Origin of the sequence: Pseudomonas sp. RV120224-01b (assembly GCF_003208145.1) — a bacterium.
In the GTDB taxonomy this organism is placed as follows: Bacteria; Pseudomonadota; Gammaproteobacteria; order Pseudomonadales; family Pseudomonadaceae; genus Aquipseudomonas; species Aquipseudomonas monteilii.
On the sequence record NZ_QKMQ01000004.1, the window covers coordinates 132,250 to 159,153 of the forward strand.

24 protein-coding genes and 1 pseudogene are annotated in these 26,904 nt (G+C 63.6%); 7 read left to right on the top strand and 18 right to left on the bottom strand.

Annotated features, from left to right (window positions below; genetic code table 11):
• Positions 1-211 precede the first annotated feature (211 nt).
• Both N436_RS08990 and N436_RS08995 read left to right on the top strand, forming a co-directional pair.
• The gene (locus tag N436_RS08990; protein ID WP_110740827.1) at positions 212-1,225 is read left to right on the top strand and encodes an extracellular solute-binding protein; all 1,014 of its coding nucleotides are present in this window, start codon (positions 212-214) and stop codon (positions 1,223-1,225) included.
• Positions 1,225-2,790, top strand: coding sequence for an iron ABC transporter permease (locus N436_RS08995; protein ID WP_016712314.1), 1,566 nt, complete (start codon positions 1,225-1,227; stop codon positions 2,788-2,790). The genes N436_RS08990 and N436_RS08995 overlap by 1 nt, the downstream gene beginning before the upstream one ends.
• Positions 2,791-2,902: 112 nt before the next feature.
• On the opposite strand, the gene N436_RS09000 is transcribed toward N436_RS08995, so the two are convergent.
• The 14 genes and pseudogenes from N436_RS09000 to N436_RS09060 form a co-directional block, all read right to left on the bottom strand.
• The gene (locus N436_RS09000) at positions 2,903-3,373 is read right to left on the bottom strand and encodes a DUF2867 domain-containing protein (protein WP_110740828.1); all 471 of its coding nucleotides are present in this window, start codon (positions 3,371-3,373) and stop codon (positions 2,903-2,905) included.
• Positions 3,374-3,433: 60 nt separating this feature from the next.
• Complete coding sequence (locus tag N436_RS28905; protein WP_371920897.1) at positions 3,434-4,318, bottom strand: methyl-accepting chemotaxis protein; 885 nt, start codon at positions 4,316-4,318, stop codon at positions 3,434-3,436.
• A 21-nt stretch (positions 4,319-4,339) separates the two neighbouring features.
• Positions 4,340-5,458, bottom strand: a pseudogene (locus N436_RS28910) (methyl-accepting chemotaxis protein); the annotation flags it as partial.
• A gap of 106 nt (positions 5,459-5,564) precedes the next feature.
• Positions 5,565-6,857, bottom strand: coding sequence for an adenylosuccinate synthase (locus tag N436_RS09010; protein ID WP_016712316.1), 1,293 nt, complete (start codon positions 6,855-6,857; stop codon positions 5,565-5,567).
• 56 nt (positions 6,858-6,913) lie between these two features.
• Complete coding sequence (locus N436_RS09015; protein ID WP_003249540.1) at positions 6,914-8,101, bottom strand: ATP phosphoribosyltransferase regulatory subunit; 1,188 nt, start codon at positions 8,099-8,101, stop codon at positions 6,914-6,916.
• Positions 8,102-8,402: 301 nt separating this feature from the next.
• Positions 8,403-9,272: a protease modulator HflC gene (gene hflC, locus N436_RS09020; protein WP_105946312.1), complete on the bottom strand. Its 870-nt coding sequence runs from the start codon at positions 9,270-9,272 to the stop codon at positions 8,403-8,405.
• The gene (hflK, locus tag N436_RS09025) at positions 9,272-10,453 is read right to left on the bottom strand and encodes an FtsH protease activity modulator HflK (protein WP_105946313.1); all 1,182 of its coding nucleotides are present in this window, start codon (positions 10,451-10,453) and stop codon (positions 9,272-9,274) included. The genes hflC and hflK overlap by 1 nt, the downstream gene beginning before the upstream one ends.
• A 96-nt stretch (positions 10,454-10,549) precedes the next feature.
• A complete protein-coding gene (hflX, locus tag N436_RS09030) occupies positions 10,550-11,851 on the bottom strand; it encodes a ribosome rescue GTPase HflX (RefSeq protein WP_016712319.1) in 1,302 nt (433 codons plus the stop codon).
• Positions 11,852-11,863: 12 nt separating this feature from the next.
• The gene (gene hfq / locus N436_RS09035) at positions 11,864-12,124 is read right to left on the bottom strand and encodes an RNA chaperone Hfq (protein WP_003258160.1); all 261 of its coding nucleotides are present in this window, start codon (positions 12,122-12,124) and stop codon (positions 11,864-11,866) included.
• Between the two features lie 94 nt (positions 12,125-12,218).
• The gene (gene miaA, locus N436_RS09040) at positions 12,219-13,190 is read right to left on the bottom strand and encodes a tRNA (adenosine(37)-N6)-dimethylallyltransferase MiaA (protein WP_105946314.1); all 972 of its coding nucleotides are present in this window, start codon (positions 13,188-13,190) and stop codon (positions 12,219-12,221) included.
• A gap of 1 nt (position 13,191) precedes the next feature.
• Positions 13,192-15,090, bottom strand: a complete 1,899-nt coding sequence (mutL, locus tag N436_RS09045; RefSeq protein ID WP_110740829.1) for a DNA mismatch repair endonuclease MutL — start codon at positions 15,088-15,090, stop codon at positions 13,192-13,194.
• Positions 15,087-16,517 (bottom strand): N-acetylmuramoyl-L-alanine amidase, encoded by a 1,431-nt coding sequence (locus tag N436_RS09050; protein ID WP_016712322.1) that lies wholly within the window; start codon positions 16,515-16,517, stop codon positions 15,087-15,089. The genes mutL and N436_RS09050 overlap by 4 nt, the downstream gene beginning before the upstream one ends.
• A gap of 11 nt (positions 16,518-16,528) precedes the next feature.
• A complete protein-coding gene (gene tsaE, locus N436_RS09055; RefSeq protein WP_371920898.1) occupies positions 16,529-16,993 on the bottom strand; it encodes a tRNA (adenosine(37)-N6)-threonylcarbamoyltransferase complex ATPase subunit type 1 TsaE in 465 nt (154 codons plus the stop codon).
• On the bottom strand, positions 16,990-17,850 hold the full coding sequence (locus N436_RS09060; RefSeq protein ID WP_110740830.1) for an NAD(P)H-hydrate dehydratase: 861 nt from the start codon (positions 17,848-17,850) through the stop codon (positions 16,990-16,992). The genes tsaE and N436_RS09060 overlap by 4 nt, the downstream gene beginning before the upstream one ends.
• Before the next feature lie 65 nt (positions 17,851-17,915).
• Between N436_RS09060 and queG the strand changes: the two genes are divergently transcribed.
• Positions 17,916-18,980, top strand: a complete 1,065-nt coding sequence (gene queG / locus N436_RS09065; RefSeq protein WP_110740831.1) for a tRNA epoxyqueuosine(34) reductase QueG — start codon at positions 17,916-17,918, stop codon at positions 18,978-18,980.
• A 127-nt stretch (positions 18,981-19,107) separates the two neighbouring features.
• Here queG and N436_RS09070 read toward each other — a convergent pair whose 3' ends face one another.
• Both N436_RS09070 and orn read right to left on the bottom strand, forming a co-directional pair.
• A complete protein-coding gene (locus N436_RS09070; protein ID WP_020193322.1) occupies positions 19,108-19,719 on the bottom strand; it encodes a trimeric intracellular cation channel family protein in 612 nt (203 codons plus the stop codon).
• A gap of 91 nt (positions 19,720-19,810) precedes the next feature.
• Positions 19,811-20,353 (bottom strand): oligoribonuclease, encoded by a 543-nt coding sequence (gene orn / locus N436_RS09075; RefSeq protein WP_016712326.1) that lies wholly within the window; start codon positions 20,351-20,353, stop codon positions 19,811-19,813.
• 152 nt (positions 20,354-20,505) lie between these two features.
• Here orn and rsgA point away from each other — a divergent pair, with 152 nt between their 5' ends.
• The gene (gene rsgA, locus N436_RS09080) at positions 20,506-21,537 is read left to right on the top strand and encodes a small ribosomal subunit biogenesis GTPase RsgA (RefSeq protein WP_105946320.1); all 1,032 of its coding nucleotides are present in this window, start codon (positions 20,506-20,508) and stop codon (positions 21,535-21,537) included.
• Between the two features lie 45 nt (positions 21,538-21,582).
• Here rsgA and motB read toward each other — a convergent pair whose 3' ends face one another.
• Positions 21,583-22,614, bottom strand: coding sequence for a flagellar motor protein MotB (gene motB / locus N436_RS09085; protein ID WP_105946321.1), 1,032 nt, complete (start codon positions 22,612-22,614; stop codon positions 21,583-21,585).
• Positions 22,615-22,617: 3 nt separating this feature from the next.
• Positions 22,618-23,469: a flagellar motor stator protein MotA gene (gene motA / locus N436_RS09090; RefSeq protein WP_016712329.1), complete on the bottom strand. Its 852-nt coding sequence runs from the start codon at positions 23,467-23,469 to the stop codon at positions 22,618-22,620.
• Positions 23,470-23,599: 130 nt separating this feature from the next.
• On the opposite strand from motA, the gene N436_RS09095 reads away from it, so the two are divergent.
• From N436_RS09095 to asd, 3 genes are read left to right on the top strand one after another with little or no spacing between them, the layout of a single operon-like run.
• Entirely contained in the window at positions 23,600-25,135 is a 1,536-nt protein-coding gene (locus N436_RS09095; RefSeq protein WP_105946322.1) for an HDOD domain-containing protein, read from the top strand.
• 44 nt (positions 25,136-25,179) lie between these two features.
• Positions 25,180-25,989, top strand: a complete 810-nt coding sequence (locus N436_RS09100; protein WP_110740832.1) for a rhodanese-like domain-containing protein — start codon at positions 25,180-25,182, stop codon at positions 25,987-25,989.
• Between the two features lie 9 nt (positions 25,990-25,998).
• On the top strand, positions 25,999-26,862 hold the full coding sequence (gene asd / locus N436_RS09105) for an archaetidylserine decarboxylase (RefSeq protein WP_016712332.1): 864 nt from the start codon (positions 25,999-26,001) through the stop codon (positions 26,860-26,862).
• Positions 26,863-26,904: the final 42 nt, after the last annotated feature.

Sequence of the window (26,904 nt, forward strand, 5' to 3'; positions counted from 1 at the left end):
CTTCGCGGGCTCGCCCGCTCCCACAGGTACACCACCGTCTTGGAGACTGCGCACCTCCTGTGGGAGCGGGCATGCCCGCGAAGAATCCAGTACAGCCCTCGAAGGTTAAACCATGGTCTGCCCCATGAATTTCTCGTCACCCGGCCACTTGAGAAACGATTTCGTTTACCATTGTTTCCAAATATGTAGCCGTAAGCGAGGAAGTACCCGCATGACGATCCGCCCGCAACCGCTGATGCGTACCTTGGCCGCCGCCGTGCTGAGCCTGGTCATCGGCGCTCCGGCCGCCATGGCAGACGCACCGGTCACCCTGACCATGTACAACGGTCAGCACAAGGAAATCGGCGAAGCCATCGCCAAGGCCTACGAGGCCAAGACCGGTGTCCACATCGATATCCGCAAGGGCAGCAGCAACCAGCTGGCCAGCCAGATCATCGAAGAAGGCGACCGTTCGCCAGCCGACATCATCTACACCGAAGAGTCCCCGCCCCTGAACAACCTGGGCGAACTGGGCCTGCTGGCGAAGATCGACGACGCCACCGCGAACATGATGCCCAAGGAGTACGTAGGCGCCAACGGCACCTGGATGGGCATCACCGCGCGCACGCGCATCGTGGTGTACAACCCGAAGAAGGTCGATGAAAAAGACCTGCCGACCACGGTGATGGACTTCGCCAACCCTGAGTGGGAAGGCCGTGTCGGCTACGTACCCACCAGCGGTGCATTCCAGGAGCAGGCCGTGGCCATCCTGAAGATGCACGGTCGTGAAGCCACCGAAGAATGGCTGACCGGCCTGAAAGCCTTCGGCAAAACCTACACCAACAACATGGTCGCCCTCAAAGCCGTGGAAAAAGGTGAAGTGGCTGCGGTACTGGTGAACAACTACTACTGGTACGCACTTGAACGCGAACGTGGCAAGCTCGACACCAAGCTCTACTACCTGGCCGATGGCGATGCCGGCAACCTGGTGACCATCTCTGGCGCTGCTGTGGTCAAGGCCAGCAAGCACCCGAAAGAAGCCCAGGCCCTGCTCAACTGGATGGCCAGCGAAGAAGGCCAGCGGGTGATCACCCAGACCACCGCCGAGTACCCGCTGCACAAGGGCATGGTTTCCGACCGGGGCCTGAAGCCGTTCGAAGACCTGCGCCCGCCGAAAATCTCGCCGGCCGACCTGGGCAATGCCGAGGAAGCCATCGAGCTTGAACGCGAGGTCGGCCTGCTCTGATGACCGCCGCCCTGTCCGAGCCGGCGCCGGTACGCTTCGTACCGCGCCGCAAGCGCCCCTCCATCTGGGTGGTGCTGCCTGTGCTGTTCCTGGTGGCGATGAGCTTGCTGCCGCTGCTGTATGTCGCCATCAAAGCCTGGGAAGCCGGCTGGCGTGAAGCCTTGCACCTGCTGTGGCGCCCCTTTGTCTGGGGGCTGATGCGCAATACCCTGATGCTGATGGTCGGGGTGACGCTGGCTTGCATGGTGGTCGGCCTGGCCCTGGCTTGGCTGCTGGAGCGCAGCAACCTGGCTGGCCGCCGGCTGTGGGGCGTGGTGCTTTGCCTGCCCTTCGCCGTGCCGTCGTTCGTCAGCAGTTTCACCTGGGTGTCGCTGAGCTCGGACTTCGAAGGGCTGGGCGGGGCCATCCTGGTCATGGCCCTGTCCAAGTACCCATTGGTTTTCCTGCCGGTGGCCGCCACCCTGCGCAACCTCGACACCTCGCTGGAGGAGTCGGCGCGCACCCTGGGTTGCAGCCGCTGGGGCGTATTCATCAAGGTGACCCTGCCGCTGCTGTGGCCCTCGATGCTCGGCGGAGCGCTGCTGATCGCCCTGCACATGCTGGTGGAGTTCGGTGCGCTGTCGATCCTCGGCCTGCAGACCTTCACCACGGCAATCTACCAGCAGTTCGAACTTGAATTCAGCAATGCCAACGCGGCCATGCTGTCTGCCGTGCTGTTGGCGATGTGCCTGGTGATGCTGTGGCTGGAATTGCGTGTACGCGGCAAAGCCCGCCATGTGCGCATTGGCCAAGGCGTGGCACGCCGCGCGCAACCCGTGCGGCTGCGTGGCTGGGCCGTACCGGCGCAGTTACTCTGCGTGGCCCTGGCAGTGCTGGGCAGCGGTATCCCGCTGGCCATGCTCGGCTACTGGCTGAGCGTGGGTTCGTCGGCAGCATTCCCGGTGGGGGCCATCTCCAAGGCACTGTTCACCTCGCTGTCGGTGTCGCTTGGCGGTGCCGGTTTCTGTGTGCTGCTGGCGCTACCGATCAGCTTCCTGGTGGTGCGCTACAAAGGCCGCCTGGCGATCTGGGCCGAGCGCTTGCCGTACCTGCTGCACGCCCTGCCCGGCCTGGTGATTGCACTGACCCTGGTGTTCTTCGCCCTGCACTACGTACCGGCGCTGTACCAGACCACGGCATTGCTGCTTTTGGCGTATGCGCTGCTGTTCCTGCCATTGGCGCAGTCACCGGTGCGCACCGCGCTGAACAAGGCCTCGCCAACGCTGGAAGAGGCTGCGCGAACCTTGGGTGCCAGCAGCTTCACGGCATTCTGCCGGGTGACCCTGCCGATCATCTTCCCGGCCATGGCGGCAGCGTTTGCGCTGGTGTTCCTGGATGCCATGAAAGAGCTGACAGCTACCCTGCTGCTCAGCCCGACCGGGATGACCACCCTGGCTACCGAGGTGTGGGCGCATACGGCCAACGTCGAGTTCGCCGCAGCGGCGCCTTACGCGGCATTGCTGATCGTGGTGTCGGGGCTGCCGGTTTATCTGCTGACTACGCGGATGTACCTGAACAAGGCATAAACCGCGTAGCCCTCATCGCCGGCAAGCCAGCTCCCACAGGTACCGCGTCGCCTTCAAGGCCTGCGCAGTACCTGTGGGAGCTGGCTTGCCGGCGATGAGGCCATCACAGACATCACGCGATGTTGCGCAGCATACGCCGCACGATTGGCCCATGTGCCTTACCAACTGGCAGCATGTAGAGCCGGCCAAAACGGTTGAAACACTGCACCGACGTGGTGACGCTCAAGTGCTGCCGGCCCTGCCCCTCTTCATCCAGATCCATGCTCACCATGACCGCAAGGTGCGTGTCACGCGAAGTCAGGACCAGTTGCTGGTCGCTGATAGCCTCGACAGTAAAGAAATCCAGACGCTCACCCACTGCCGGAACCCGCTCAGGGTTACGCGATGAGAAACCGTGAATAGTGGCAACGTTGAACCAGCGAGAGATGAAGTCGCGTAGGCGAAAGGCCATGGCCAGCCAGCCCGGAACGTCCGAAGTCATGGCGCAATAGGCCTGGAGGGCGGTCATGGGCGCAGTGACGGAAATGCCATCGCGATGAAGAAAGTCCAGTTCAGCCGGAGCGGCGACCAGTCGGGCGGACATGAACAACTCCCTTTGTCATGTTTCTCCGCCATCATAGCACCGCCCCCACAACGATTCGCGTCAGGCCCTGAACTGCCCCAGGCTCGCCCGTAGCTGTGCAGCCAGATCGTCCAGCACCTTGCTACTGGCCGTGGTCTGCATCACCACCTCGGCCGAGCGCTCGGCCTGCGCATGAATGGTCTCCACCCGCCCACGCACCGCCTGCGCCCCGCTCGCCTGCTGCTCGGCCGCGCGGGTAGCCAGGCCGATAGCTGCATGCACCTGCTCCACCGCCGCCTGTACAGACTGCTGACGGCGCTCGTTGTCACGCAGCACCAGCAGCCCTTCGCTGGCCTTCAGCCCGGCCTGGCTGATCGTCGCCACAGCCTCCTTGGCGCCCTTCTGCAGCGCAGCGATATGCGCCTGGATATCCCCCGTGGAGCTTTGCGTCTTGCTCGCCAACGCCCGCACCTCATCAGCCACCACGGCAAAGCCGCGCCCGGTCTCACCGGCCCGGGCCGCTTCGATGGCCGCATTCAACGCCAGCAGGTTGGTCTGCTCGGCGATGCCATGGATCACCGTCAGCACCACTTCGATCTGCTCACTCTGCTTGGCCAGGCGCTCGATCACCTGCGAGCCCGTCTCTACCTGGCCAGCCAGGTTTTCGATCAGCCCTGCGAGCTGGGTCGAGGTGCGGCTGTTTTCGTCGGTGGCCTGGCGTATATCCACTACCTGTTTCAATGCCGCCTGCATCGCATGGCTTTCGGCCTGGGCTTCATCGGCCATGCTCGAAAGGTCGCGCAGGCTGGCCGCCACTTCATCGCGCTGTAGCGCAGCAGCAGCATCGGCACCGGCATTGCGCTGCGTCATCGCGCCAATTTCCACACCGGTACGCTGGGCCACCTCGCCCGCCTCGCGCACAATCGGTTGCAACTTGTCGACAAAGCGGTTCACGGCCGAAGCCATGTCACCGATCTCGTCTCGGCTGTCGAGTGGCACACGCTTGGTCAGGTCACCCTCGCCTGCCGCCAGGTCGTCAAGGGCAGCAATCAGCAGGCGCAGCTTGCTCAGCACACGACGACCAAGCACCACGGCCACCACCAGTAACACACCCAGGCCAACCAGCACCAGGCCCAGACCAATGCGCCAGCGCAGCTCGCCGGCAGCATCGCGAACGGTTTGCGCGGTGTTGGCCTGCATGGCAGCAGCACTGCCCTGTGCTTTTTCCAGCCGCTCACGCAGGGTTTTGCCGCTGTCAGCAGCAGCGCCGACCAGGCTGTCGCCTACCAGTTGCTCGCCACTGGCGATCAGGGCCGCGAAACGCTGATCGAGGGCCTTCAGTTCCTGCTCGATACCCGCTGTGGAAACCCCCATCACTACCTTGCCGATTTCTGCGCCATTGGGGCTGATCGAAGCCTCGACGAAGTAAACGGCAGGATCGCGCCGGGCTGCATCGATCACTTTGTCCAGCGCTCGCTCGCCCTGGCCTTTTTCCATCAACGCCTGGTTGATCGGGTTTTGCCGGTTCAGATAGCGGGTCAGGTGCTGGCCCTGGGCGTCGTCGTACACCACGAACAGCACGTTGGGATTACGCTGGGCACGCCGCGCAAAGTCTGAGAGCACCGGCACATCGTTGTCCCAGATGGCACGCGGGGCAACCGAGGCCAACAGCTCTGCCATATCGTTGGCGGAGTCCTTCAGGTTCTTTTCCAGGGTGCTGCGCAGTTGCTGCTGTTCGCTTTGCAGGCGTGCCGACAACCCTGCGCTCAGGCGCTGACGGGTGCTGCTGGACAAACCGTCCAGGCCCGAGCGCACATCCTGCCCGGCTTGCTCCAGTTCGCCGGCCAACTGACGGCTGTCATTGCCCAGGCGCTCGCCAAGGTCGGCCTCCAGGGCAGTGACCGTGCTTCGGGTAAGCGCAACGGCAACCAGCACCTGCACCAAAAGAGCGATACCAAGGGCAACAAACACAGGCCGCAAAAGGCGGCTTCGTAACAGTGAGAGGATGGCAGACACGGTGTAACCCTCGTGTTTTCTGGCGCCACTATTTTGATGGCATCTACAGAAACTTCTTACAGCAAGGGTTGTGCCGGAGACAGCAGGCATAAACGCCAAGGTTCAGCCAGGTGGTTGGCTGCTCTTGCTCGACGCAGAAATGAAAACGCCGCAGCCCCTTTCAGGGCCACGGCGTCAGATCAACCTGGAGGGCAGATCAGGCGAACGGATGACGCAGTACGATGGTCTCGTTGCGGTCCGGGCCGGTCGAAATGATGTCGATCGGCGCGCCGATCAGGTCTTCGATGCGCTTGATGTAGGCGCGAGCGTTGGCCGGCAGCTCTTCCAGGGTTTTAACGCCCACGGTCGACTCGCTCCAGCCTGGCATCTCTTCGTACACCGGCTCCAGGCCGATGTAGCTGTCGGCATCGGAAGGCGCGTCGATGACAGCACCGTTCTCGTTCTTGTAGCCAACGCAGATGTTGATGGTTTCCAGGCCGTCCAGTACGTCCAGCTTGGTCAGGCAGATACCCGAGATGCTGTTGACGTCAATGGCGCGACGCAGGATCACGGCGTCGAACCAGCCGCAACGACGGGCACGGCCAGTGGTGGAACCGAACTCGTGGCCACGCTTGGCCAGGGTAGCGCCGGTTTCGTCGAACAGTTCAGTCGGGAACGGACCGGAACCTACGCGAGTGGTGTAGGCCTTGGTGATACCCAGGATGTAGTCCAGGTACATCGGGCCAACGCCGGAGCCGGTGGAGATACCGCCAGCAGTGGTGTTGGAGCTGGTGACGTACGGGTAGGTACCGTGGTCGATGTCCAGCAGCGAGCCCTGGGCACCTTCGAACATGATGTCCTTGCCAGCGCGGCGCAGGTTGTGCAGCTCGGCGGTGACGTCCAGCATCATCGGCTTGAGCTGTTCAGCGTAGGCCATGCACTCGTCCAGGGTTTGCTGGAAGTCGATGGCCGGCTCTTTGTAGTAGTTCACCAGCTGGAAGTTGTGATAGTCCAGCAGCTCACCCAGCTTGGCCGCGAAACGCTCGCGGTGGAACAGGTCGCCTACGCGCAGGCCGCGGCGCGCAACCTTGTCTTCGTAGGCTGGGCCGATACCACGGCCGGTGGTGCCGATCTTGGCTTCGCCACGGGCTTTTTCGCGGGCCTGGTCCAGGGCCACGTGGTACGACAGGATCAGCGGCGCAGCCGGGGAGATGCGCAGGCGCTCGCGCACCGGTACGCCCTTCTCTTCCAGCTTGGTGATTTCACGCATCAGGGCATCCGGGGCAACGACCACGCCGTTGCCGATCAGGCACTGTACGCCTTCACGCAGGATGCCGGACGGAATCAGGTGCAGAACGGTCTTTTCACCGTTGATCACCAGGGTGTGACCCGCGTTGTGGCCACCCTGGTAGCGCACTACGGCGGCAGCATGTTCGGTCAGCAGATCGACGATCTTGCCTTTGCCCTCATCACCCCACTGGGTGCCCAGGACGACGACATTCTTACCCATTACATTGGTCCTCATTCACGCAAACTTGGTTGCCGGCCTGTTGCCGACGCAGAAACTCACTGGGCCAGCGGCAGAACCTGCCAGCGCCCGTCTTGCTGAATCAATTGCCGATCACAATCCGCCTCGAGAGCAGCACTCAACGGCTGGCCAGGCAGGGCCTGGACCACACGCTGGCCCTCGTTGCGCAACTGGCAGACTTGCTGCCAGAGGGCCGCATCACCACTGTCCGGCATCCAGATGCCGCCCGTTGGCAATACGACCTCCGCTCGCCCCAGTGTGACCAGGGTCTTCAAATCCGTGGAGAAACCGGTGGCCGGGCGCGCCCGGCCAAAGTCGGCGCCGATGTCGTCGTAACGCCCGCCCTGGGCGATCGACTGACCTTCGCCCGGTACGAACACGGCGAACACCACGCCCGTGTGATAGTGGTAACCGCGCAATTCGCCGAGGTCGAAGTACAGCGGCAGGTCCGGGTAGCGCGACGCCAGGCGGTCAGCGATCGCCAGCAGGTCGTCCAGCGCTGCCAGCACGCTGGCCGGGGCACGGCCCAGGCGCACGCGGGCTTCGGCCAGTACTTCACGGCCACCGCACAGCTCGACCAGGGCACGCAGCATGTTGCCCAGGTCTTTCGGCAGGTCGGCGGTCAGCGCCTGCACTTCATCGACAGCCTTGCGTTGCATGGCGTCGAACAACTGCTGCTCCACCGCACCGGACAGGCCGGCGGCACGGGCCAGGCCACGGTAGATACCAACGTGGCCCAGGTCCATGTGCACATCCGGCACATCGGCCAGCTGCAGCGTGGCGAGCATCAGGCTGATGACTTCGACATCACTGGTAGGGCTGGCATCGCCATACAGCTCGGCACCCAGCTGGATCGGGCTGCGCGAGGTCGACAGTGCACGCGGCTGGGCGTGCAGCACGCTACCGGCATAGCACAGGCGGCTCGGGCCTTCACGGCGCAGGGTGTGGGCGTCGATGCGCGCCACCTGCGGCGTGAAGTCGGCGCGGAAGCCCATCAGGCGGCCGGACTGCGGGTCCACCACCTTGAAGGTGCGCTGATCCAGGTCCTGGCCGGCGCCGGTGAGCAGCGACTCCAGGTACTCGATATGCGGGGTGACGACCAGCTCGTAGCCCCAACTCTGGAACAGGTCCAACACCTGGCGGCGCGCGATCTCGATGCGCGCAGCCTCAGGTGGCAGTACTTCCTCGATGCCATCTGGCAGCAGCCAGCGGTCTACCGTTGCCATTACGCCATTTCCCCTCTGGTCCGGGCGGCTTGCCAGCAGGCGAGCCGTCAGTAAAGCCGGTATCGCGCACAGCAGCGGGCAGCACTGATCCCAGCGCAGCCACCGTACCCGATACCCTCAAATTGCCTTGCGACCTGACCAAACCGTCAACTGGCGCGTTGCCAATCAACCTTGCAGACGCAAAAAAGCCGGGAAATTTCCCGGCTGCCTCATCATACACCCCTTTTCATTCAGGATGCACCCCGCCTGGTGTTTTAGCTGCCAGGCGGGGCGCCGCTGCATGAAGATCAGGGCCTGAGCATCACGGCTTGCTCTTGTCCAGGAAGCGGAAGAACTCGTTCTTCGGGTCCAGGACCAGCACGTCGCTCTTGCTCGAGAAGCTCTCGCGGTACGCCTGCAGGCTACGGTAGAACGCGTAGAAATCGGCGTCCTGGGTGTAGGCCTTGGCATAGATGGCGGCCGACTGGGCGTCGCCGTCACCGCGGGTTTCTTCTGCTTCGCGATAAGCCTCGGCCAGCAGTACACGGCGCTGACGGTCGGCATCGGCACGGATACCTTCAGCCAGCTCGTTACCTTTGGCGCGGTGCTCACGCGCCTCACGCTCACGCTCGGTGCTCATGCGGTCGAACACGCTGCGGTTGACTTCCTTCGGCAGGTCGATGGCCTTGACGCGCACGTCAACCACCTCGATACCCAGCTCCTTGTTGGCCATGCGGTTCAGCGATGCGGTGATGTCAGCCATCAGCGCGTCACGTTCACCGGAAACCACCTCGTGCAGGGTACGTTTACCGAACTGGTCACGCAGGCCGCTTTCCAGGCGACGTGACAGACGCTCGTCGGCGATCTGCTTCATGCCGGAGGTGGCGGTGTAGAAGCGCTCGGCATCCTTGACGCGCCACTTGGCGTAGGCGTCGACCATCACCGCCTTCTTCTCCAGGGTCAGGAACCGCTGGGTCGGGGCGTCGAGGGTCATCAGGCGGGCGTCGAACTTGCGCACCTGGTTCACGTACGGAATCTTCACGTGCAGGCCTGGCTGAACATCCGCCTGGACTACCTTACCGAAGCGCAGCAGTACCGCACGCTCGGTCTGGGACACGATGTAGAAGCTGTTCCAGGCCACGATGGCCAGCACCACGGCGGCGATCAGGGCGATCAGCGATCTGTTGCTCATCAGCGGCTCTCCCTAGTGCGCAGCGGCTGCTGTTGCTGTTGCAGGTCCTGCGCCGCACGTGCGGCCGCATCGTTGACCGATGGCGACACACTGCTGGTTGGCGCGGACGGGTTGCGGCTGCCTTCGACCATCTTGTCCAGTGGCAGGTAGAGCAGGTTGTTCTGCCCGTCCTTGGTGGCCACCATGACCTTGCTGGTGTTGCTGTAGACCTCTTGCATGGTCTCCAGGTACAGACGCTGACGGGTCACGTCAGGTGCCTTGCGGTACTCGGCGACCAGCTTGGTGAAGCGATCGGCCTCACCCTTTGCCCGGGCGATGACTTCGTCGCGGTAACCGTTGGCGTCCTCGATGATGCGCTGGGCCTGACCACGGGCTTCCGGCACCACGCCATTGGCGTAGGACTCGGCCTGGTTGCGGGCACGCTGCTCGTCTTCGCGGGCTCGGATCACGTCGTCGAAGGCTTCCTGCACTTCACGCGGGGCTGCCGCGCTCTGTACGTTGACCTGGGTGACGGTGATACCGGTACGGTAGTTGTCGAGGAAGCGCTGCAGGCGTTCGCGGATATCCACGGCCATCTGCTCACGGCCTTCGGTGAGCACCTGGTCCATCGAGGTGGAACCCACCACGTGGCGCAGGGCACTGTCGGTCGCGTGCTGCAGGCTTACCTCAGGCTGGTCGACGTTGAGCACGAAGTCCTGCAGGTTGCTGATCTTGTACTGGACGGTCAGCGGCACCTCGACGATGTTCTCGTCTTCGGTCAGCATCTGGCCCTGCTTGGTGTAGGCACGCTCACGCGTGACGTTTTCCATGTACTTGCGATCGATCGGCGGGAAGTAGATGTTCAGGCCGGGACCGACCGTCTCATAGTACTTGCCGAAGCGCAGCACAACGGCCTGCTCCTGCTCGTCGACCACGTACACGGCGCTGTACAGCCAGATGGCAGCCAGCACCGCCAGGCCAATGCCCAGCAGGCCAAGGCCACCGCCCTTGCCGACATTGCGGTCACCGCCGCCACGTTTCTTGCCACTGCCGAACATGCCATTCAGGCTGTCCTGCAATTTGCGGAAGGCCTCGTCCAGATCCGGCGGACCTTTCTTGTCACCACCACCGCCACCGCCACCACGGCGGCCGCCCCAGGGATCCTGATTGTTCGAGTTGCCACCCGGCTCGTTCCAAGCCATAGCGCTCTCCATCTGATAAAGCAAAGACGCGCCCACGGCGCGCCGTCCAATGCTACAGAATGCCTGTCACTGCTGCCCGGCGACCTCGACGAGCATTTATTGCAAAGTGTGTTGCTCGACAAACACTTGCGGCTCCATGCCTTCGCGGCTGACCAGGCGATTCAGTTCGACCATGGGCAGTCGCACGCTCAGCAGGCTGCGCCCTTCTTCATCATGCTCTTCACTCTGCACGGCACCCAAGGCAAAGAATTGCGCGCGCAAGCGGGCAAAACGCTGCTCCAGGCACAGGGTGCCGACAAACAGATCATCCCCCAGCAACTCGGCAATCGCCTGGCCGACCAGCTCCAGGCCACGCCCATCGCGTGCCGATACCCAGACCCGTTCCGGCTTGCCATCGGCATTGCGCTGGATCTGCGGCTCGACATCTTCGAGCAAGTCGAGTTTGTTATACACCTCGAGGATCGGCAACCCTTCAGCGCCAATCTCGCCCAAAACCGCGAGCACCTGCTCAATCTGCTCCATGCGCTCTGGCTCATGGGCGTCGATCACATGCAGCAACAGGTCGGAGTTGCTCGACTCTTCGAGCGTAGCCCGAAATGCCTCGACCAGCTTGTGCGGCAGGTGGCGAATGAAGCCCACGGTGTCGGCCAGCACGATCGGCCCCAGGTCGTTCAGCTCAAGCCGGCGCAAGGTCGGGTCGAGCGTGGCGAACAACTGGTCTGCGGCGTACACCTCGGATTCGGTCAGGGCGTTGAACAGCGTGGACTTGCCGGCGTTGGTGTAACCCACCAACGACACCGACGGGATGTCTGCGCGCTTGCGCCCACGACGCGCCTGCTCGCGCTGGCTGCGTACCTTTTCCAGGCGTGACTTGATCTGGCGTATGCGCACCCGCAACAGGCGGCGGTCGGTTTCCAGCTGGGTTTCACCCGGGCCGCGCAGGCCGATACCACCCTTTTGTCGCTCAAGGTGGGTCCAGCCGCGCACCAGCCGCGTGCTCATGTGCTCCAGCTGGGCCAGTTCGACCTGCAGCTTGCCTTCATGGGTACGCGCCCGTTGGGCGAAGATATCGAGGATCAGCCCGGTACGGTCGAGCACACGACACTCGAACACACGTTCGAGGTTGCGCTCCTGACTGGGCGTGAGGGTGTGATTGAAAATCACCAGGTCTACCTGCTCGGCATGGACCAGGTCGTGCAATTCCTCGACCTTGCCACTGCCAATCAGGTATTTGGCGGAAGGCTGATGCCTTGACACCGTGACCAACGAGACGATGTCGGCACCGGCCGACAATGCCAGCTCCTGAAACTCCTGCGGGTCTTCGCGCGCCTCAGGGTTCTGACCTTCCAAGTGAACGAGCAACGCCCGCTCACCACCACCGTGGCGCTCAAAGAACAATGCAGGCTCCTATCAGGCGTTGCCTGGCTCGCTGTCGCCGTGTTCGGAATCGGACGGGCTTGGCAGACGAACCGGACGGGCAGGCACGACAGTCGAAATGGCGTGCTTGTAGACCATCTGGCTGACGGTGTTCTTCAGCAGTACCACGAACTGGTCGAAGGATTCGATCGAGCCCTGCAGCTTGATACCGTTGACCAGGTAGATGGATACCGGGACCTTTTCTTTTCTCAAGGTGTTCAAGTAAGGGTCTTGTAGCGAATGCCCTTTTGACATATGCCGCACTCCTGTAAGGATAAATAATAGAAAATCAATAAAATCGATAAATTAGGCCGCCCCTTCGCAAGAATAGACGGCAATCAGCAGGGACTCAGCTCAATATGGAGATGGCCCCAAGGTATTTCAAGGTGCGGGACAGATTGTCGCAGGCCAGGCTGTCAAGCCAGTGTACGTCAGGCCAGCCACGCAACCAGGTGAACTGCCGCTTGGCCAGCTGCCTGGTTGCAATGATACCGCGTTCACGCATCTCATTCTCAGTCAGCTTGCCATCCAGGTAATCCCAGACCTGCCGATACCCCACTGCCCGTATAGACGGTAGCCCGGCGTGCAAGTCACTTCTGGCTCGCAGCGATCGGACCTCGTCAACGAAGCCCTGTTCCAGCATCTGCGAAAATCGTAACGCAATTCGCTGATGCAAAATGTGACGATCTGTAGGAGCAATCGCCAAACTGGCGACAGTATAGGGCAAATGTCCGTCAGCGCCTGCGTCTGCGCCGCGACTTTCCGCGAATTGACGTTGGCGATGAGCCGTCATGCTCTCGCCGCTCACCCGGTACACTTCCAGCGCCCGGATCAGCCGCTGCGGATCGTTGGGGTGGATGCGCGCCGCTGACACCGGGTCAACCTCGGCCAGCTGGCGGTGCAGCTCGGCCAGGCCCAATGCTTCGGCCTGAGCCTCCAGCTCGGCGCGCACGGCAGCGTCTGCCGCCGGCATGTCTGCCAGGCCATCGATCAACGCCTTGTAGTAGAGCATGGTGCCGCCCACCAGCAGCGGTATCTTGCCGCGTGCAGTGATCTCGGCCATGGCCTCCAGGGCGTCAGCACGGAACTGCGCGGCCGAATAGCTCTCGGCCGGGTCGCGAATGTCGATCAGCCGGTGCGGGTGGGCAGCGAGGATTTCTTTCGACGGCTTGGCCGAGCCGATGTCCATGCCACGATAGACCAGCGCCGAATCGACGCTGATCAGCTCGCAAGGCAGCACTTTGGTCAACTCGATAGCCAGGTCGGTCTTGCCGGCCGCCGTCGGGCCCATCAGGAATATTGCAGGGGGCTTGCCGCTCATTTCATCGACCGCGCAGGAAGAGTTTGTCCAGATCGTCCAGGCCCATCTGGGTCCATGTGGGACGGCCATGGTTGCACTGGCCGCTGCGCTCGGTGTTTTCCATGTCACGCAGCAGGGCATTCATCTCGGGAATGGCCAGGCGCCGGTTGGCGCGCACGGCGCCGTGGCAGGCCATGGTGCCGAGCAGTTCGTTGAGGTGCGCCTGGATACGGTCGCTGGTGCCGTATTCCATCAGGTCGGCGAGCACATCCTGCACCAGCCGGTTGGCTTCCGCCTGCTTGAGCAAGGCCGGGATCTGGCGGATCGCCAAGGTCTCCGGGCCCAGGCGCTGAAGCTCGAAGCCCAGGCGCTGGAACCACTGCGCGTGTTCTTCGGCGCAGTCCGCTTCGCGCTGGCTCAGGGCCAGGGTTTCAGGCACCAGCAGCGGCTGGCCGCTAAGGCCTTCGCTGGCCATGGCCACCTTCAGGCGCTCGTACATGATGCGCTCGTGGGCGGCGTGCATGTCCACCAGCACCAGGCCAACGGCGTTCTCAGCGAGGATGTAGATGCCCTTGAGCTGCGCCAGCGCGTAGCCCAGCGGGGGAATGTCACCCTGGCTTTCGGGAAGGGCCGCTGCCGGCGCCGCACCGTTTTCCAACGGCTTGTAAAACTCGCGATACACCGCCTGCGCTTCGGCAGCCGGCACCGGCTGTGACGGGCGTGGGGTGTACTGATACTGGTAGCCCGCACCACTGCCGCCATTGGAGAACGACTGCTGCGGGGCACGAGGCTGCTCAAGCACCGGCGAAGCCAGGCGCATTTCGCCCTGCGGGCCGAACTCACCGGCCTGTTGGCCAGTCGGGCGGACCACCTCCGGCACGGCGGCAGGCGCGGCCAGCTGGTCTTCCGGGCGCACATCGGCCAGGGCACGGTGCAGGGTGCCGTACAGGAAATCGTGCACCGAACGCCCTTCGCGGAAGCGCACTTCGTGCTTGGTCGGGTGCACGTTGACGTCCACGCCGTTGGGCTCCAGCTCCAGGAACAGCACGAAGGTCGGGTGCCGGCCATTGAACAGCACGTCGCGGTAGGCCTGGCGCACGGCGTGGGCGACCAGCTTGTCGCGCACTGCGCGGCCATTGACGAAGAAGTACTGCAAGTCTGCCTGGCTGCGCGAGAAGGTCGGCAGGCCGACCCAGCCCCACAGGCGCAGGCCGTTGCGCTCGACGTCGATCGGCAGCGCCTGCTCCATGAAGCCCGGGCCGCAGATGGCCCCTACCCGCCGGGCACGCGCTGTTTCGTCGTGGGCCTCGTGCAGGCTGAGGATGCTCTTGCCGTTATGCCGCAGGTGGAAGCCGACATCGAAACGTGCCAGCGCCAGCCGGCGGATCACTTCCTGCAAGTGATCGAATTCGGTTTTCTCGGCCTTGAGGAACTTGCGCCGTGCCGGGGTATTGAAGAACAGGTCGCGCACTTCCACCGAAGTTCCCACCGGATGCGCCGCCGGCTGTACGCGCGGGAGCATGTCACGGCCTTCGGTTTCCACCTGCCAGGCCTCGGTAGCGCTGGCGGTACGCGACGTCAGGGTCAGCCGCGCCACGGAGCTGATCGAAGCCAGCGCTTCGCCACGGAAGCCCAGGCTCAACACCCCTTCCAGGTCTTCCAGCTCGCGAATCTTGCTGGTGGCATGACGGGCCAGGGCCAGCGGCAGGTCGTCGGCAGAAATGCCGCTGCCATCGTCGCGCACCTTCAGCAGCTTGACGCCGCCTTGCTCCACTTCCACATCAATGCGTCGGGCACCGGAGTCCAGGCTGTTTTCCAGCAGTTCCTTGGCGACCGAGGCCGGCCGCTCGACAACCTCGCCAGCGGCAATCTGGTTGGCCAGCCGCGGGCTGAGCAGCTGGATGCGCGAACCGCCACTCATTGCGAGGCCAATGTGGTGGCGGGGATGTCAAGGCGCTGGCCAACCTTCAGCTCATCAGTCTTGAGGCTGTTGGTGCTGCGCAGGCTGGCCACGCTGACCTGGTAGCGCACGGCGAGCATCGCCAGGGTTTCGCCAGGGCGTACCGTGTGCTCACGCGGGCCGGCGGCAATCTTGCCGGTGTCACGCAGCCAGGCGATATAAGTGCCAGGCGGCGGGTTTTGCTGGAAGTACTGGCGCACACCGGTGTGGATCGAACGGGCCAACGCCTGCTGGTGGCTGGCGGTGGCCAGCTTGGCGGCTTCGTTGTTGTTCGAGATAAACCCGGTTTCAACGAGAATCGATGGAATGTCCGGCGATTTCAGCACCATGAAGCCGGCCTGTTCCACGCGCTGTTTGTGCAGCGAGGTGACGCGGCCCATGTTACCCAGCACCTTCTGCCCCACGTTGAGGCTGGAACTGAGGGTGGCGGTCATCGACAGGTCCAGCAGCACGCCAGCGAGCATGCGGTCCTTGTCATCCAGGCTGACGTTGCCGGCACCACCGATCAGGTCGGAACGGTTTTCCGTGTCGGCCAGCCAGCGCGCGGTCTCGGAGGTAGCGCCACGGTCAGACAGGGCGAACACCGAGGCACCAAAGGCGGCGCGTGACGGTGCCGCGTCGGCATGGATCGAGATGAACAGGTCGGCGCCCTTCTTGCGGGCGATTTCCGTGCGCTTGCGCAGCGGAATGAAGTAGTCGCCAGTACGGGTCAGCTCGGCACGGAAGCCTTTTTCGCTGTTGATCTGGCGCTGCAGCTCTTTGGCGATCTGCAGCACGATGTCTTTTTCGTGCTGGCCGCGCGAGCCGGAGGCCCCCGGGTCTTCGCCGCCGTGGCCGGCGTCGATGGCCACCACGATGTCACGCTTGCCGCTCGGTACCGGTGGCAGCTTGATGGCGGGCTGGGCCGGGCTTACCGGCACGGCAGGCGTGGTTGCAGGTGTCTGCACCGGCGCTGGGGCCGGAGGCGGCGCGCTGGCCGCAATGGCGTCGGCTTCCTGGTCGTACAGGTCGACCACCAGGCGGTTGCCGTACTGGGCATTCGGCGCCAGGGTGAAGCTTTTCGGGGTGACCGACTTTTTCAGGTCGACCACCACGCGCAGGTCGGTCGGGGTACGCTGGGCCGAACGCACGCTGCTGATCGGCGTGTTGGAGGTGGCCACGTTCAACGGCGCGGCCAGGGTCGCACCATTGATGTCGATAACCAGGCGGTCCGGCGCGCTCAGGGTGAAGACGCTGTGCTGGACGGGGCCAGACAGGTCGAAGACCAGCCGCGTGTTGTCTGGCGCGCGCCACAGGCGCACGCTCTTGACTTGAGTGACGGCCAGAGCGTCAACGGTCACCGTTGTCAGCAGCAGACCAACGATGGCGACCAGTGCGCGTATGCGCATACCTACCCCACTTACTGTTTATAGTGTTTGGCCAGTGCCACGCACCAGGCCTCGCCGCGAGCCCCCTGCGGCGAAAGGATCAGCGAGCGTCCGCCCGCTTGGGGGCTTATGGTAATGGTCAGGTCAGGCTTTGGCAAAACGCCCGCACCCTTTTGTGGCCACTCGAACAGGCACAGCGGGTCGCCCTCGAAATAGTCACGAATCCCCATGAACTCCAGCTCCTCCGGATCGACCAGGCGATACAGGTCGAAGTGGAATGCTCGGACCTCACCGATCTCGTAGGGTTCGACCACGGTGAAGGTCGGGCTTTTCACTGCACCCGTATGGCCCAGGCCACGGATCAGCCCTCGGGAAAGCGTAGTCTTGCCAGCGCCCAGGTCGCCTTCAAGAAAGATCACGCCGCGACCACCGGTCACCTCGGCCATTTTTTCACCGAAGTCGACCGTAGCCGCTTCATCGGCCAGAAACAGGGTTATGCCAGACACGCAGAATGCTCCTCCAACAACGCTCGAATGACCGGCGCCAGATCACTGGCCGCCAGGCCTCTACCTTTTACGCCCAGCCGCTCGCCCGCACTGGCGTGCAGCCACACCCCCAGCCCGGCGGCCTGCCAGGCCTCCAGCCCCTGGGCCAGCAACGCCGCCAGCACACCGGTCAGCACATCGCCAAAGCCGGCACCGGCCATGGCCGGGTGGCCACGCTCGCACAGCATCAGCTGCCCGGCGGGGTCGGCCACCAGGGTACCGGCCCCTTTAAGCACGCAGACGCTGTTATACCGGCGCGCCAGCTTGCGCGCAGCACCTGGGCGGTCGGCCTGCACCGCCTCGGTGGAAATGCCCAGCAACCGCGCCGCCTCGCCCGGGTGCGGGGTGAGGATGCTGCCACTGGGCAGGGCCAGCGGGGTACGTGCCAGCAAATTCAGGGCATCGGCGTCCCACACCTGCGGCCGCTCGGCATTGGCTACTGCCGACAACAGGCTGCGGCCCCACGCCGCCTGCCCCAGCCCCGGGCCGACCACCAGCACCGAGGCTCGCTCCAGCACACCCATCAACTGATTGGCCGAACTGACGCCCAGGCACATTACCTCGGGCAAGCGCGCCAGGCTGGCCGGGACATGTTCGGGCCGGGTTGCCACGCTGACCAGCCCGGCACCGCAACGCAGCGCGGCTTCGGCGCTGAGCAGCACGGCGCCGCCGGTGCCAAGGTCACCGCCGACCACCAGCACATGGCCAAAGTCGCCTTTATGGGCATGCGCATGCCGGGCCGGCAGGTGCGCGACGGTCACGCTGCTGAGCAGTTGAGGGGCATGGCTGGGGTGTTTGGTCTGCGGCATGGGGTCAAAGGCTCCAATGTCTGGCAGAATTATACGCACCTGAACCCGTATTGCCTTGCCCATCCATGTCCGTCTGTACGCCTGACCTCGCCCAACTGGCCCAATCGATCAAGATTTGGGGTCAAGAACTCGGTTTTGCCCACGTTGGCATCGCCGGGGTCGACCTTGGCGAACACGAACATCACCTGCAACGCTGGCTGGATGCCGGCTACCAGGGTGAGATGGAGTACCTGGGCGCGCATGGCAGCAAGCGCTCGCACCCCGATCAGCTGATCCCCGGTACCGTGCGCGTGGTGTCGCTGCGCATGGACTACCTGTCCGGCGACACGCAGATGGCACAGCGCCTGGCACAGCCTGAAAAAGCCTACATCTCGCGCTACGCGCTGGGCCGGGACTATCACAAACTGGTGCGCAAGCGCGTGCAGTTCCTGGCCGACCGCATCCAGGAGGCCATCGGCCCGTTCGGTTACCGCGCCTTCGTCGACAGCGCCCCGGTGCTGGAAAAGGCCCTGGCCGAACAGGCCGGCCTGGGCTGGATCGGCAAGAATACCCTGCTGCTCAACCGCAAGGCGGGCAGCTACTTCTTCCTCGCCGAGCTGTTTGTCGACCTGCCAATACCGGTGGACGAAGCCACCACCAGCGAACACTGCGGCCGCTGCCAGGCCTGCCTGGACATCTGCCCGACCCAGGCCTTCGTCGGGCCCTATGTGCTGGATGCGCGGCGCTGCATTTCATACCTGACCATCGAGCTGAGGGGCGCGATCCCTGTCGAACTGCGCGCGAAGATGGGCAACCGGGTGTTCGGTTGCGACGACTGCCAGATCGTCTGCCCATGGAACCGCTTTGCCAAACACAGCCAGGAGCAGGACTTCCAACCACGGCATGGGCTGGAAAATGCCGAGCTGGCGGAAATGTTCCTGTGGGATGAGCGCACCTTCCTGCGCAAGACCGAGGGCGGGCCGTTGCGGCGGGCGGGGTATGAGCGGTTCTTGCGCAACCTGGCGGTGGGGTTGGGCAATGCGCCGTCGACAATCCCAGTGATCGAGGCGCTGAAGGCTCGGCGCGAGGATGCGTCGGAGCTGGTGCGCGAACATGTGGAGTGGGCGCTGGCCCAACACAACGCTCAATAGCAGCTAGCGCGATCCTTGTGGGAGCGGGCGCGCCCGCGAATCAGGCAACTCGGTGGATGGCACCGGCTGCGCCGGTGTTCGCGGGCACGCCCGCTCCCACAGGGTCCGCGCCGCGCCGACAACTCCCTTATTGCTGGTCGTTGTAGTGGAACTTGGGCATTTCCCAGTGAAAACGGATTGCCAGCAACCGCAGCAGGAACCCACCAAACAAGGTCAGCAGCATCGCTTGCTCTGCCGGCACCTTGAAATACACACACCCCAGGTAGAACCACGCAGCCGCGAACGACACGCTGGCATAGAGCTCGCGCCGGAACACCAGCGGAATGTCGTTACAGAAGATATCCCGCAAGATCCCGCCAAACACCCCAGTAATAACCCCGCTGATCGACGCCACCAGCATGCCCTGCCCCATCTCCAGCGCGGTCATGCAGCCAATCAGGGTAAAAGCCACCAGCCCCAGCGCATCGAGCACCAGAAACAGCGAGCGCAGGCGGCGCATCATCGGCGCAATGAAGATGGTCAGCAGCGCCGCGAAGCTGGTCAGCACCAGGTATTCCGGGTGTTTCACCCAGGTCAGCGGGTAATGCCCGAGCAGCACGTCGCGCACCGAGCCGCCACCCAGGGCAGTGACGCAGGCGATCAGCACCACGCCGAACCAGTCCATGCCGCGGCGCCCGGCAGACAGCGCGCCAGTCATGGCTTCGGCAGTGATGGCGATGAGGTAGAGCATCAACAACATGGTGCGGGTCCGTGCGAGAAAGGCGCGCAGTCTAACCAGTTGCTCGAAGCACCAAAAGGGGGCGCAGATACAATATCTGCGCCGTTTCAGCTCACACCTTGATGAAGTGCTCGCGGTAGTGGCGCAGCTCGGCGATCGATTCGCGAATGTCGTCGAGCGCCAGGTGGGTATTGCCCTTCTTGAAGCTGTCACGCACATTCGGTGCCCAGCGCGCGGCCAGCTCCTTCAGGGTGGAGACATCAAGGTTGCGGTAGTGGAAGTAGTTTTCCAGGTTGCGCATGTGGCGATAGAGGAAGCGGCGGTCCTGGCAGATGCTATTGCCGCAGATGGGCGACTTGCCCTTTGGCACCCACTGTTCGAGGAAGGCGATGGTCTGCGCCTCGGCTTCAGCCATGCTGACCTTGCTCTCGCGCACGCGCTGGGTCAGGCCCGAAGCACCGTGGGTGCGGGTGTTCCATTCGTCCATGCGCGCCAGCACTTCGTCACTGTGATGGATAGCGATCACCGGCCCTTCGGCCAGGGTGTTCAGCTCACTGTCGGTGACGATGGTGGCCATCTCGATGATGACGTCGCTGTCCGGATCCAGGCCGGTCATTTCCAGGTCGATCCAGATCAGGTTCTGTGGGTTTTGCATGCAGGGGCTCCTCGTATAGGCCGTCATAGTAGCCTAGTGGCCAAGGCACGCCCATTCACTGCACAAAGGTAAGCGGAAAAGTCCAACGCCTGGCGTGCTAAACTGCCTGCCGTTTTCAATGCCCCTCGCCGGGCCTCTCTCACGGTACCTTCATGGCCAAACGCCAGCTCAATCGCCGCCAGAACTGGCGGATCGAAAAAATCCAGGGCGAGCGCGCCGCTCGCGCCGCCAAACGCGAGCAGCACGTGCTGCAAGAACTGGAAGGCGGCGATTTGGGGCCTGAGCAACTGGGCCTGGTGATCGCGCACTTCGGTGTGCAGGTAGAGGTGGAAGCCCAGGACGGCGAAACCGCAGGCCAGGTGTTCCGCTGCCACCTGCGCGCCAACCTGCCAGCACTGGTCACCGGCGACCGCGTGGTATGGCGTGCGGGCAACCAGGGCATTGGCGTGATCGTGGCGCAGATGCCGCGCAGCACCGAGCTGTGCCGGCCGAACAATCACGGGCAGCTGAAGCCTGTGGCAGCCAACGTCGACCTGATCGTGATCGTGTTCGCCCCGGCCCCGGAGCCCCACCCGAACCTGATCGACCGCTACCTGGTCGCTGCCGAGCACGCGGGGCTGCGCCCGCTGCTGCTGCTGAACAAGGCCGACCTGATCAACGACGAGAACGGCCCTGGCCTGCATGCGTTGCTGGAGGTTTACCGCGAACTGGGCTACCCGCTGCTGGAGGTATCGGCACACCACGGTGATGGCATGCAGCGCCTGCAACAGCAGCTCGACGGCCACATCAGCGTATTCGTCGGCCAGTCGGGCGTGGGCAAGTCGTCGCTGGTCAACAGCCTGCTCCCAGACGCCGGCACCCGTGTCGGCGACCTGTCGGAATGGTCTGGCCAGGGCACCCACACCACTACCACGGCGCGGCTGTACCACTTCCCTAACGGCGGCGACCTGATCGACTCGCCGGGCATCCGCGAATTCGGCCTTGGCCATGTCAGCCGCGACGATGTGGAGGATGGCTTCATCGAGTTTCGCGACCTGTTCGGCACCTGCCGCTTCCGCGACTGCAAGCATGACCGCGAACCGGGCTGTGCGCTGCTCAAGGCGCTGGACGAAGGGCGCATCAAGCCGCAGCGCATGAACAGCTACCGCTCGATCATCGCCAGCCTGTCACAAGACAGCTATTGAGTTGCAGGCGCGGCCTTGCGCCGCGCCCACTAGGGCCGAGCAGGCTTACTGCTCCTTGGCGTCATCCATCTTCAGCGTGCCATCTTCAAAGATGTTCAGCTTCTGGCGCAGCTCACGCGGCTGCATCGGCGCTTGTTCGGTATCCCCCGGTGCGGCCGGCGCCGCAGCCCCTGGCGCAGCACCGCTGGCCGGTGGCGCAGGCTCGGCAGCCGGCGCTTCCGGCGCACCCTGCTCACCCTCGATATTGCGCTGTGCCTTCTTGGTCAGCACGATGATGTCGATGCGGCGGTTGACCGGATTGAACGGGTCCTTGCGGTCGAACAGCGACGACGAAGCGTAGCCCACCACCCGCGCCACCTGCCCGTCCGGGTAACCACCGGCCACCAGCGCACGGCGTGCGGCGTTGGCGCGGTTGGCCGACAGCTCCCAGTTGCCGAATTCGCCAGTGCCGGCATACGGCTTGGCATCGGTGTGGCCGCTGATGCTGATCTTGTTCGGCACCGCCTTGATGGTGTCGGCCATGGCCAGCAGGATATCTTCGAAGTACGGCTGCAAGCGCGCGCTGCCGATGTCGAACATCGGCCGGTTCTCGGCATCCATGATCTGGATGCGCAGGCCATCCTGGGTGATCTCGAACAGGATCTGGTCCTTGAACTTCTGCAGTTGCGGGTTCTCTTCCACCTTGTTCTGCAGCTCTTGCAGCAGCAACTCCAGACGCTCACGCTCGACCTGCTCGGCCATGGTCTCGACCTGGTCTTTGTTCAGCTGGGTCGTGGTCTCGGGCATCGGCTCGGATTTGGCTTCCGGGTTGATGGTTTTTTCCGGTGCCAGCTCAGGCGAACCACCCAGGTCGATGACATAAGGCGTGCCGCTTTCCGAAAAGCCGATCGGGTCCTTGAAATAGCCGGCGATGGCGATCTTCTGCTCCGGCGTGGCCGTGGACATCAACCACAGCACAAGGAAGAACGCCATCATTGCCGTAGCAAAGTCGGCAAAGGCGATTTTCCAGGCGCCACCGTGGTGGCCGCCGCCAAAGCGCTTGACGCGCTTGACGATGATGGGCTGATTGTTCTCCATGACTCAGCGACCGCGAACCGCTTGTTCCAGCTCGGAGAAGCTTGGGCGGTGCTTGGGGTACAGCACCTTGCGCCCGAACTCGACCGCCAGCGAAGGTGGCATGCCCGAGGCCGACGCAACCAGCGAAGCCTTGATCGACTCGTAAAGGTTCAGCTCTTCCTTGGCATCGTGCTCCAGGCACTTGGCCAACGGGCCAAAGAAGCCGTACGCCGCCAGAATACCGAAGAAGGTACCGACCAGTGCCGCACCTACGTGCATGCCGATGGCTGCCTGGTCACCCTCGCCCAGCGAGGCCATGGTCACCACGATACCCAGTACTGCCGCGACGATACCGAAGCCTGGCATGCCGTCGGCGATACCGGTCACCGCATGGGACGGGTGCTCCAGTTCTTCCTTCATGCTCAGCAGTTCCATGTCGAACAGGCCTTCAAGCTCGTGCGGGGCCATGTTGCCGGTGGACATGATGCGCAGGTAGTCGCAGACGAACGCGGTCATGCGCTCGTCGGCCAGCACCGTCGGGTACTTGGCGAAGATCGGGCTGGCTGCTGCGTCCTCGATGTCGGCCTCGATGGCCATCATGCCTTCGCGACGGCTCTTGTTGAGGATCTCGTACACCAGGCCCAGCACCTCCAGGTAGTAGGCGTGGGTGAAGCGCGAGCCGAACATCTTCATCGACTTCTTGATGACGTGCATGGTCATGTGGCCAGGGTTGGCCTGCAGGAATGCACCAAAGGCCGCACCGCCGATGATCAGTACTTCGAACGGCTGGATCAGCGCCGCGATCTTGCCGTGGGAGAGCACGTACCCGCCGAGCACGCTCGCGAATACGACGATGATGCCGATAATTTTAGCCATAGGTTCAAAGCACTTGCTGTCGTGGTCAGGGGAAGAGACGGGAGCTTTAAAACTCTTCTTCTACTTATCGGCAGAACTGCGCCAGACTATAGCCACTCAATGCGAAAAGCCAGTTCGGACTGATGTCAAAATGCCAATTGAAACCAAGGTGCCCGCTCAGGCCCCACGTACGCTAGAGGCCTGGGTAAAGCTGCTAGAGAGTGTTCGCATCCCCGTGCCGAAGCACAGCTACGACCGGGTCATGGCTGCCATCCACGATAGCCGCCGCTCACTGCGTGATATCGCCGAACTGATGCAGGATAGCCCGGCACTGGTGCTGTCGGTGATGCGCGAAGCCAATCACCCCACCAATGCCAGCCAGGCAGCGCCTGCCGAAAGCCTGGAAGTCGCCCTTAATCGCCTGGGCCTGGAGCGCAGTGAACAACTGCTCAAGCGCCTGCCCTCGGTGCCTGTTGAAGAAATCCCGCCCGTGCTCAGCCAGTTCCAGCTGATCAGCCAGCACGCCTCGCAACAGGCCAGCGGCCTGTTCGCCAGCCGCCTGGCACGGCTGTGGCAGGAGATTCACTGGGGCAGCCTGCTGTTCCTGTCGCCACTCTGGCCGCTGGCGTTGGCCTACCCCAAACTGCTAGACACCTGGGAGCTAAGGGTTATCCACAAGGGCGAAGACGCCGCCCATGTGGAGGAAGAGCTGTTTGGCGTGCGGATCATGGCGCTGTGCCAGACCATGGCGGAGTACTGGCGCCTGCCGCAGTGGGTGACTCAGGGCTACCGCCTGCTGCTGGAAGAGCGCGAGCAACTGGCTCAGGTACTGAGTATCGCCCGCGACGAAGACCTGCTCAGCCAGCAACACCGCCTGGACGCAGAGCCCGGCCTGCGCCGCTGGTTCAACCAACCGGCCAACACCGTGCTGCTGGCCAACAACCTGGCCCTGGCAGCGCAAGTTGGCTGGGACAACCCGCACCTGCTGCGCTGGCAGCTGCTGACCGCGCTGTACCTGCAAACCTCGCTGGAAGATGTGCAGCAGCAAGTGCACCAACAGGCCGCCGCCAGTGCCCGCCGCCACGCCCGGCACGCGTTGTTCCACCCGGCGGAGGCGTTGATCTGGCCCTGGCACCAGCGCCGCCCGCACCCGGACATGCTCGCCCCGCCACCGCCCAGCAGCGACGACCTGGCACGCTGGCGCAAGCTGTGCCAGCACCTGCTGGCCCAGCCTAGCCCGTTCACCAACACCGTGCACCTGGCCACCCAGGCCCTCGAAGCCCTGCAGGCCTGCGGCATGCAACGCATCCTGCTGCTGAGCCTGGACAAAGCCAGCGACTACCTGCGCGTGCAGCAACTTGCCGGCCTGCCCAAGGAGGCTGGCGCCCTGGCCCTTCAAGTGTCGCAGAACAAACTGCTGCAAAAGCTGCTGGCCCAGGCAGGTCAATTGCGCATCACCCCGGAAAACCACACCCAGTTCTCGGCACTGCTACCCGCACCCCTGCGTGCACTGTTCCGCAGCGAGCATGTGCTGCTACGCTCGCTGGCGGTGAACGACCAGGTGCTGATGCTGATGGTGGCCGACCAAGGCTGCCGGCCTTTGGCCGACATCAGCGTGCAGGCCTTCGGCAAGACTGCGCAATGTACCGAGCGGGCGCTGTCGGTGTTTGCCAACCGCAAGGGCTGAGCCTTGCGCTACAATCGCCCCTCTTTCCACACTGGAGACCGTGGATGACTGACTTTTCCGGCCTGCCCCTGGTGATCGAAGCCGCGGACCTGCTGCCACGCCTGGATTCGCCCCAGCTGATCCTGGTCGACCTGAGCAGCGCCAACCGCTATGTCAGCGGGCATATCCCCGGCGCACGCTTTGTCGAAGGCAAGCGTACCCAGCTTGGCCAGCCTCCTGCGCCCGGCCTGCTGCCTGCGCTGGGTGACCTGGAAAAACTGTTCAGCGAACTCGGCCACCGCAACGACGCCGTGTATGTGGTGTATGACGATGAAGGCGGCGGCTGGGCCGGGCGTTTCATCTGGCTGCTCGACGTGATCGGCCATAAGCATTACCACTACCTCAATGGCGGCATCCAGGCCTGGCCAGCAGACAAGCTGACCACCGAAGTGCCCGCCAGCGGCAACAATCCGCTGCACTTGCGTATCGACAACGCGCCCACCGCCACCCGCGAGTACCTGCAAAGCCGCCTGGGCGCCGATGACCTGGTCATCTGGGACGCACGCTGCCCGCAGGAATTCAACGGCGAGAAAGTGCTGGCAGCCAAGGGTGGCCATATCCCCGGCGCGATCAACTTCGAGTGGACCGCAGGTATGGATCTGAACGACCACCTGCGCATTCGCAAGGACATCAAAGAAGTCCTCGAGCAACTGGGCATCACCCCTGACAAGGAAGTGATCACCCACTGCCAGACCCATCGCCGCTCCGGTTTCACTTATCTGGTGGCCAAGGCCCTCGGCTACCCACGCGTCAAGGCCTATGCCGGCTCGTGGAGCGAATGGGGCAACCACCCGGACACGCCTGTAGAAGTTTAAGGAACCTGCATGAAATCCCGTCTGTTCATCATCAGCCAGTACCTGCTGCCGCACCACCTGCTGTCGCGGTTGGCCGGCTGCGTTGCCGAGTGCCGCGCGCGCTGGTTCAAGAACGCCTTCACCGCCTGGTTCGCCAAGCGCTACCAGGTGAACATGTCCGAGGCCCTGGTCGAGGACTTGAGCGCCTACGAGCACTTCAATGCGTTCTTCACCCGCGCCCTGAAGCCAGGTGCCCGCCCACTGGACGAAACCCCGGGCGCAATCCTGTGCCCCGCCGACGGCGCTGTCAGCCAGCTCGGCCCGATCGAGCACGGTCGCATCTTCCAGGCCAAGGGCCACGGTTTCAGCGCACAAGAGCTGCTGGGCGGCGATCCGGCCATGGCCGCACCATTCATGGGCGGCGAGTTCGCCACCATCTACCTGTCGCCCAAGGATTACCACCGCGTGCACATGCCGCTGGCCGGTACCCTGCGCGAAATGGTCTACGTGCCGGGCCGCCTGTTCTCGGTCAACCAGACCACCGCAGAGAACGTTCCCGAGCTGTTCGCCCGCAACGAGCGCGTGGTCTGCCTGTTCGACACCGAACGCGGACCGATGGCCGTGGTGTTGGTGGGTGCAATGATCGTGGCCTCGATCGAGACCGTGTGGGCCGGGCTGGTGACGCCGCCCAAGCGTGAGCTGAAGACTTTCCGTTACGACGAAGCCAGCCGTGCGCCGATCCACCTGGAGAAAGGTGCTGAACTGGGCCGCTTCAAGCTGGGCTCGACCGCCATCGTGCTGTTCGGGCCAGAGCAGGTGAAATGGGCTGAAAATCTGGGCGCTGGTTCCGCAGTGCGCATGGGGCAGCTGTTGGCAGAGCCTGCACAGGCTTGATTACCTGAATGATCCCCGGGGCTGCTTTGCAGCCCTTTCGCG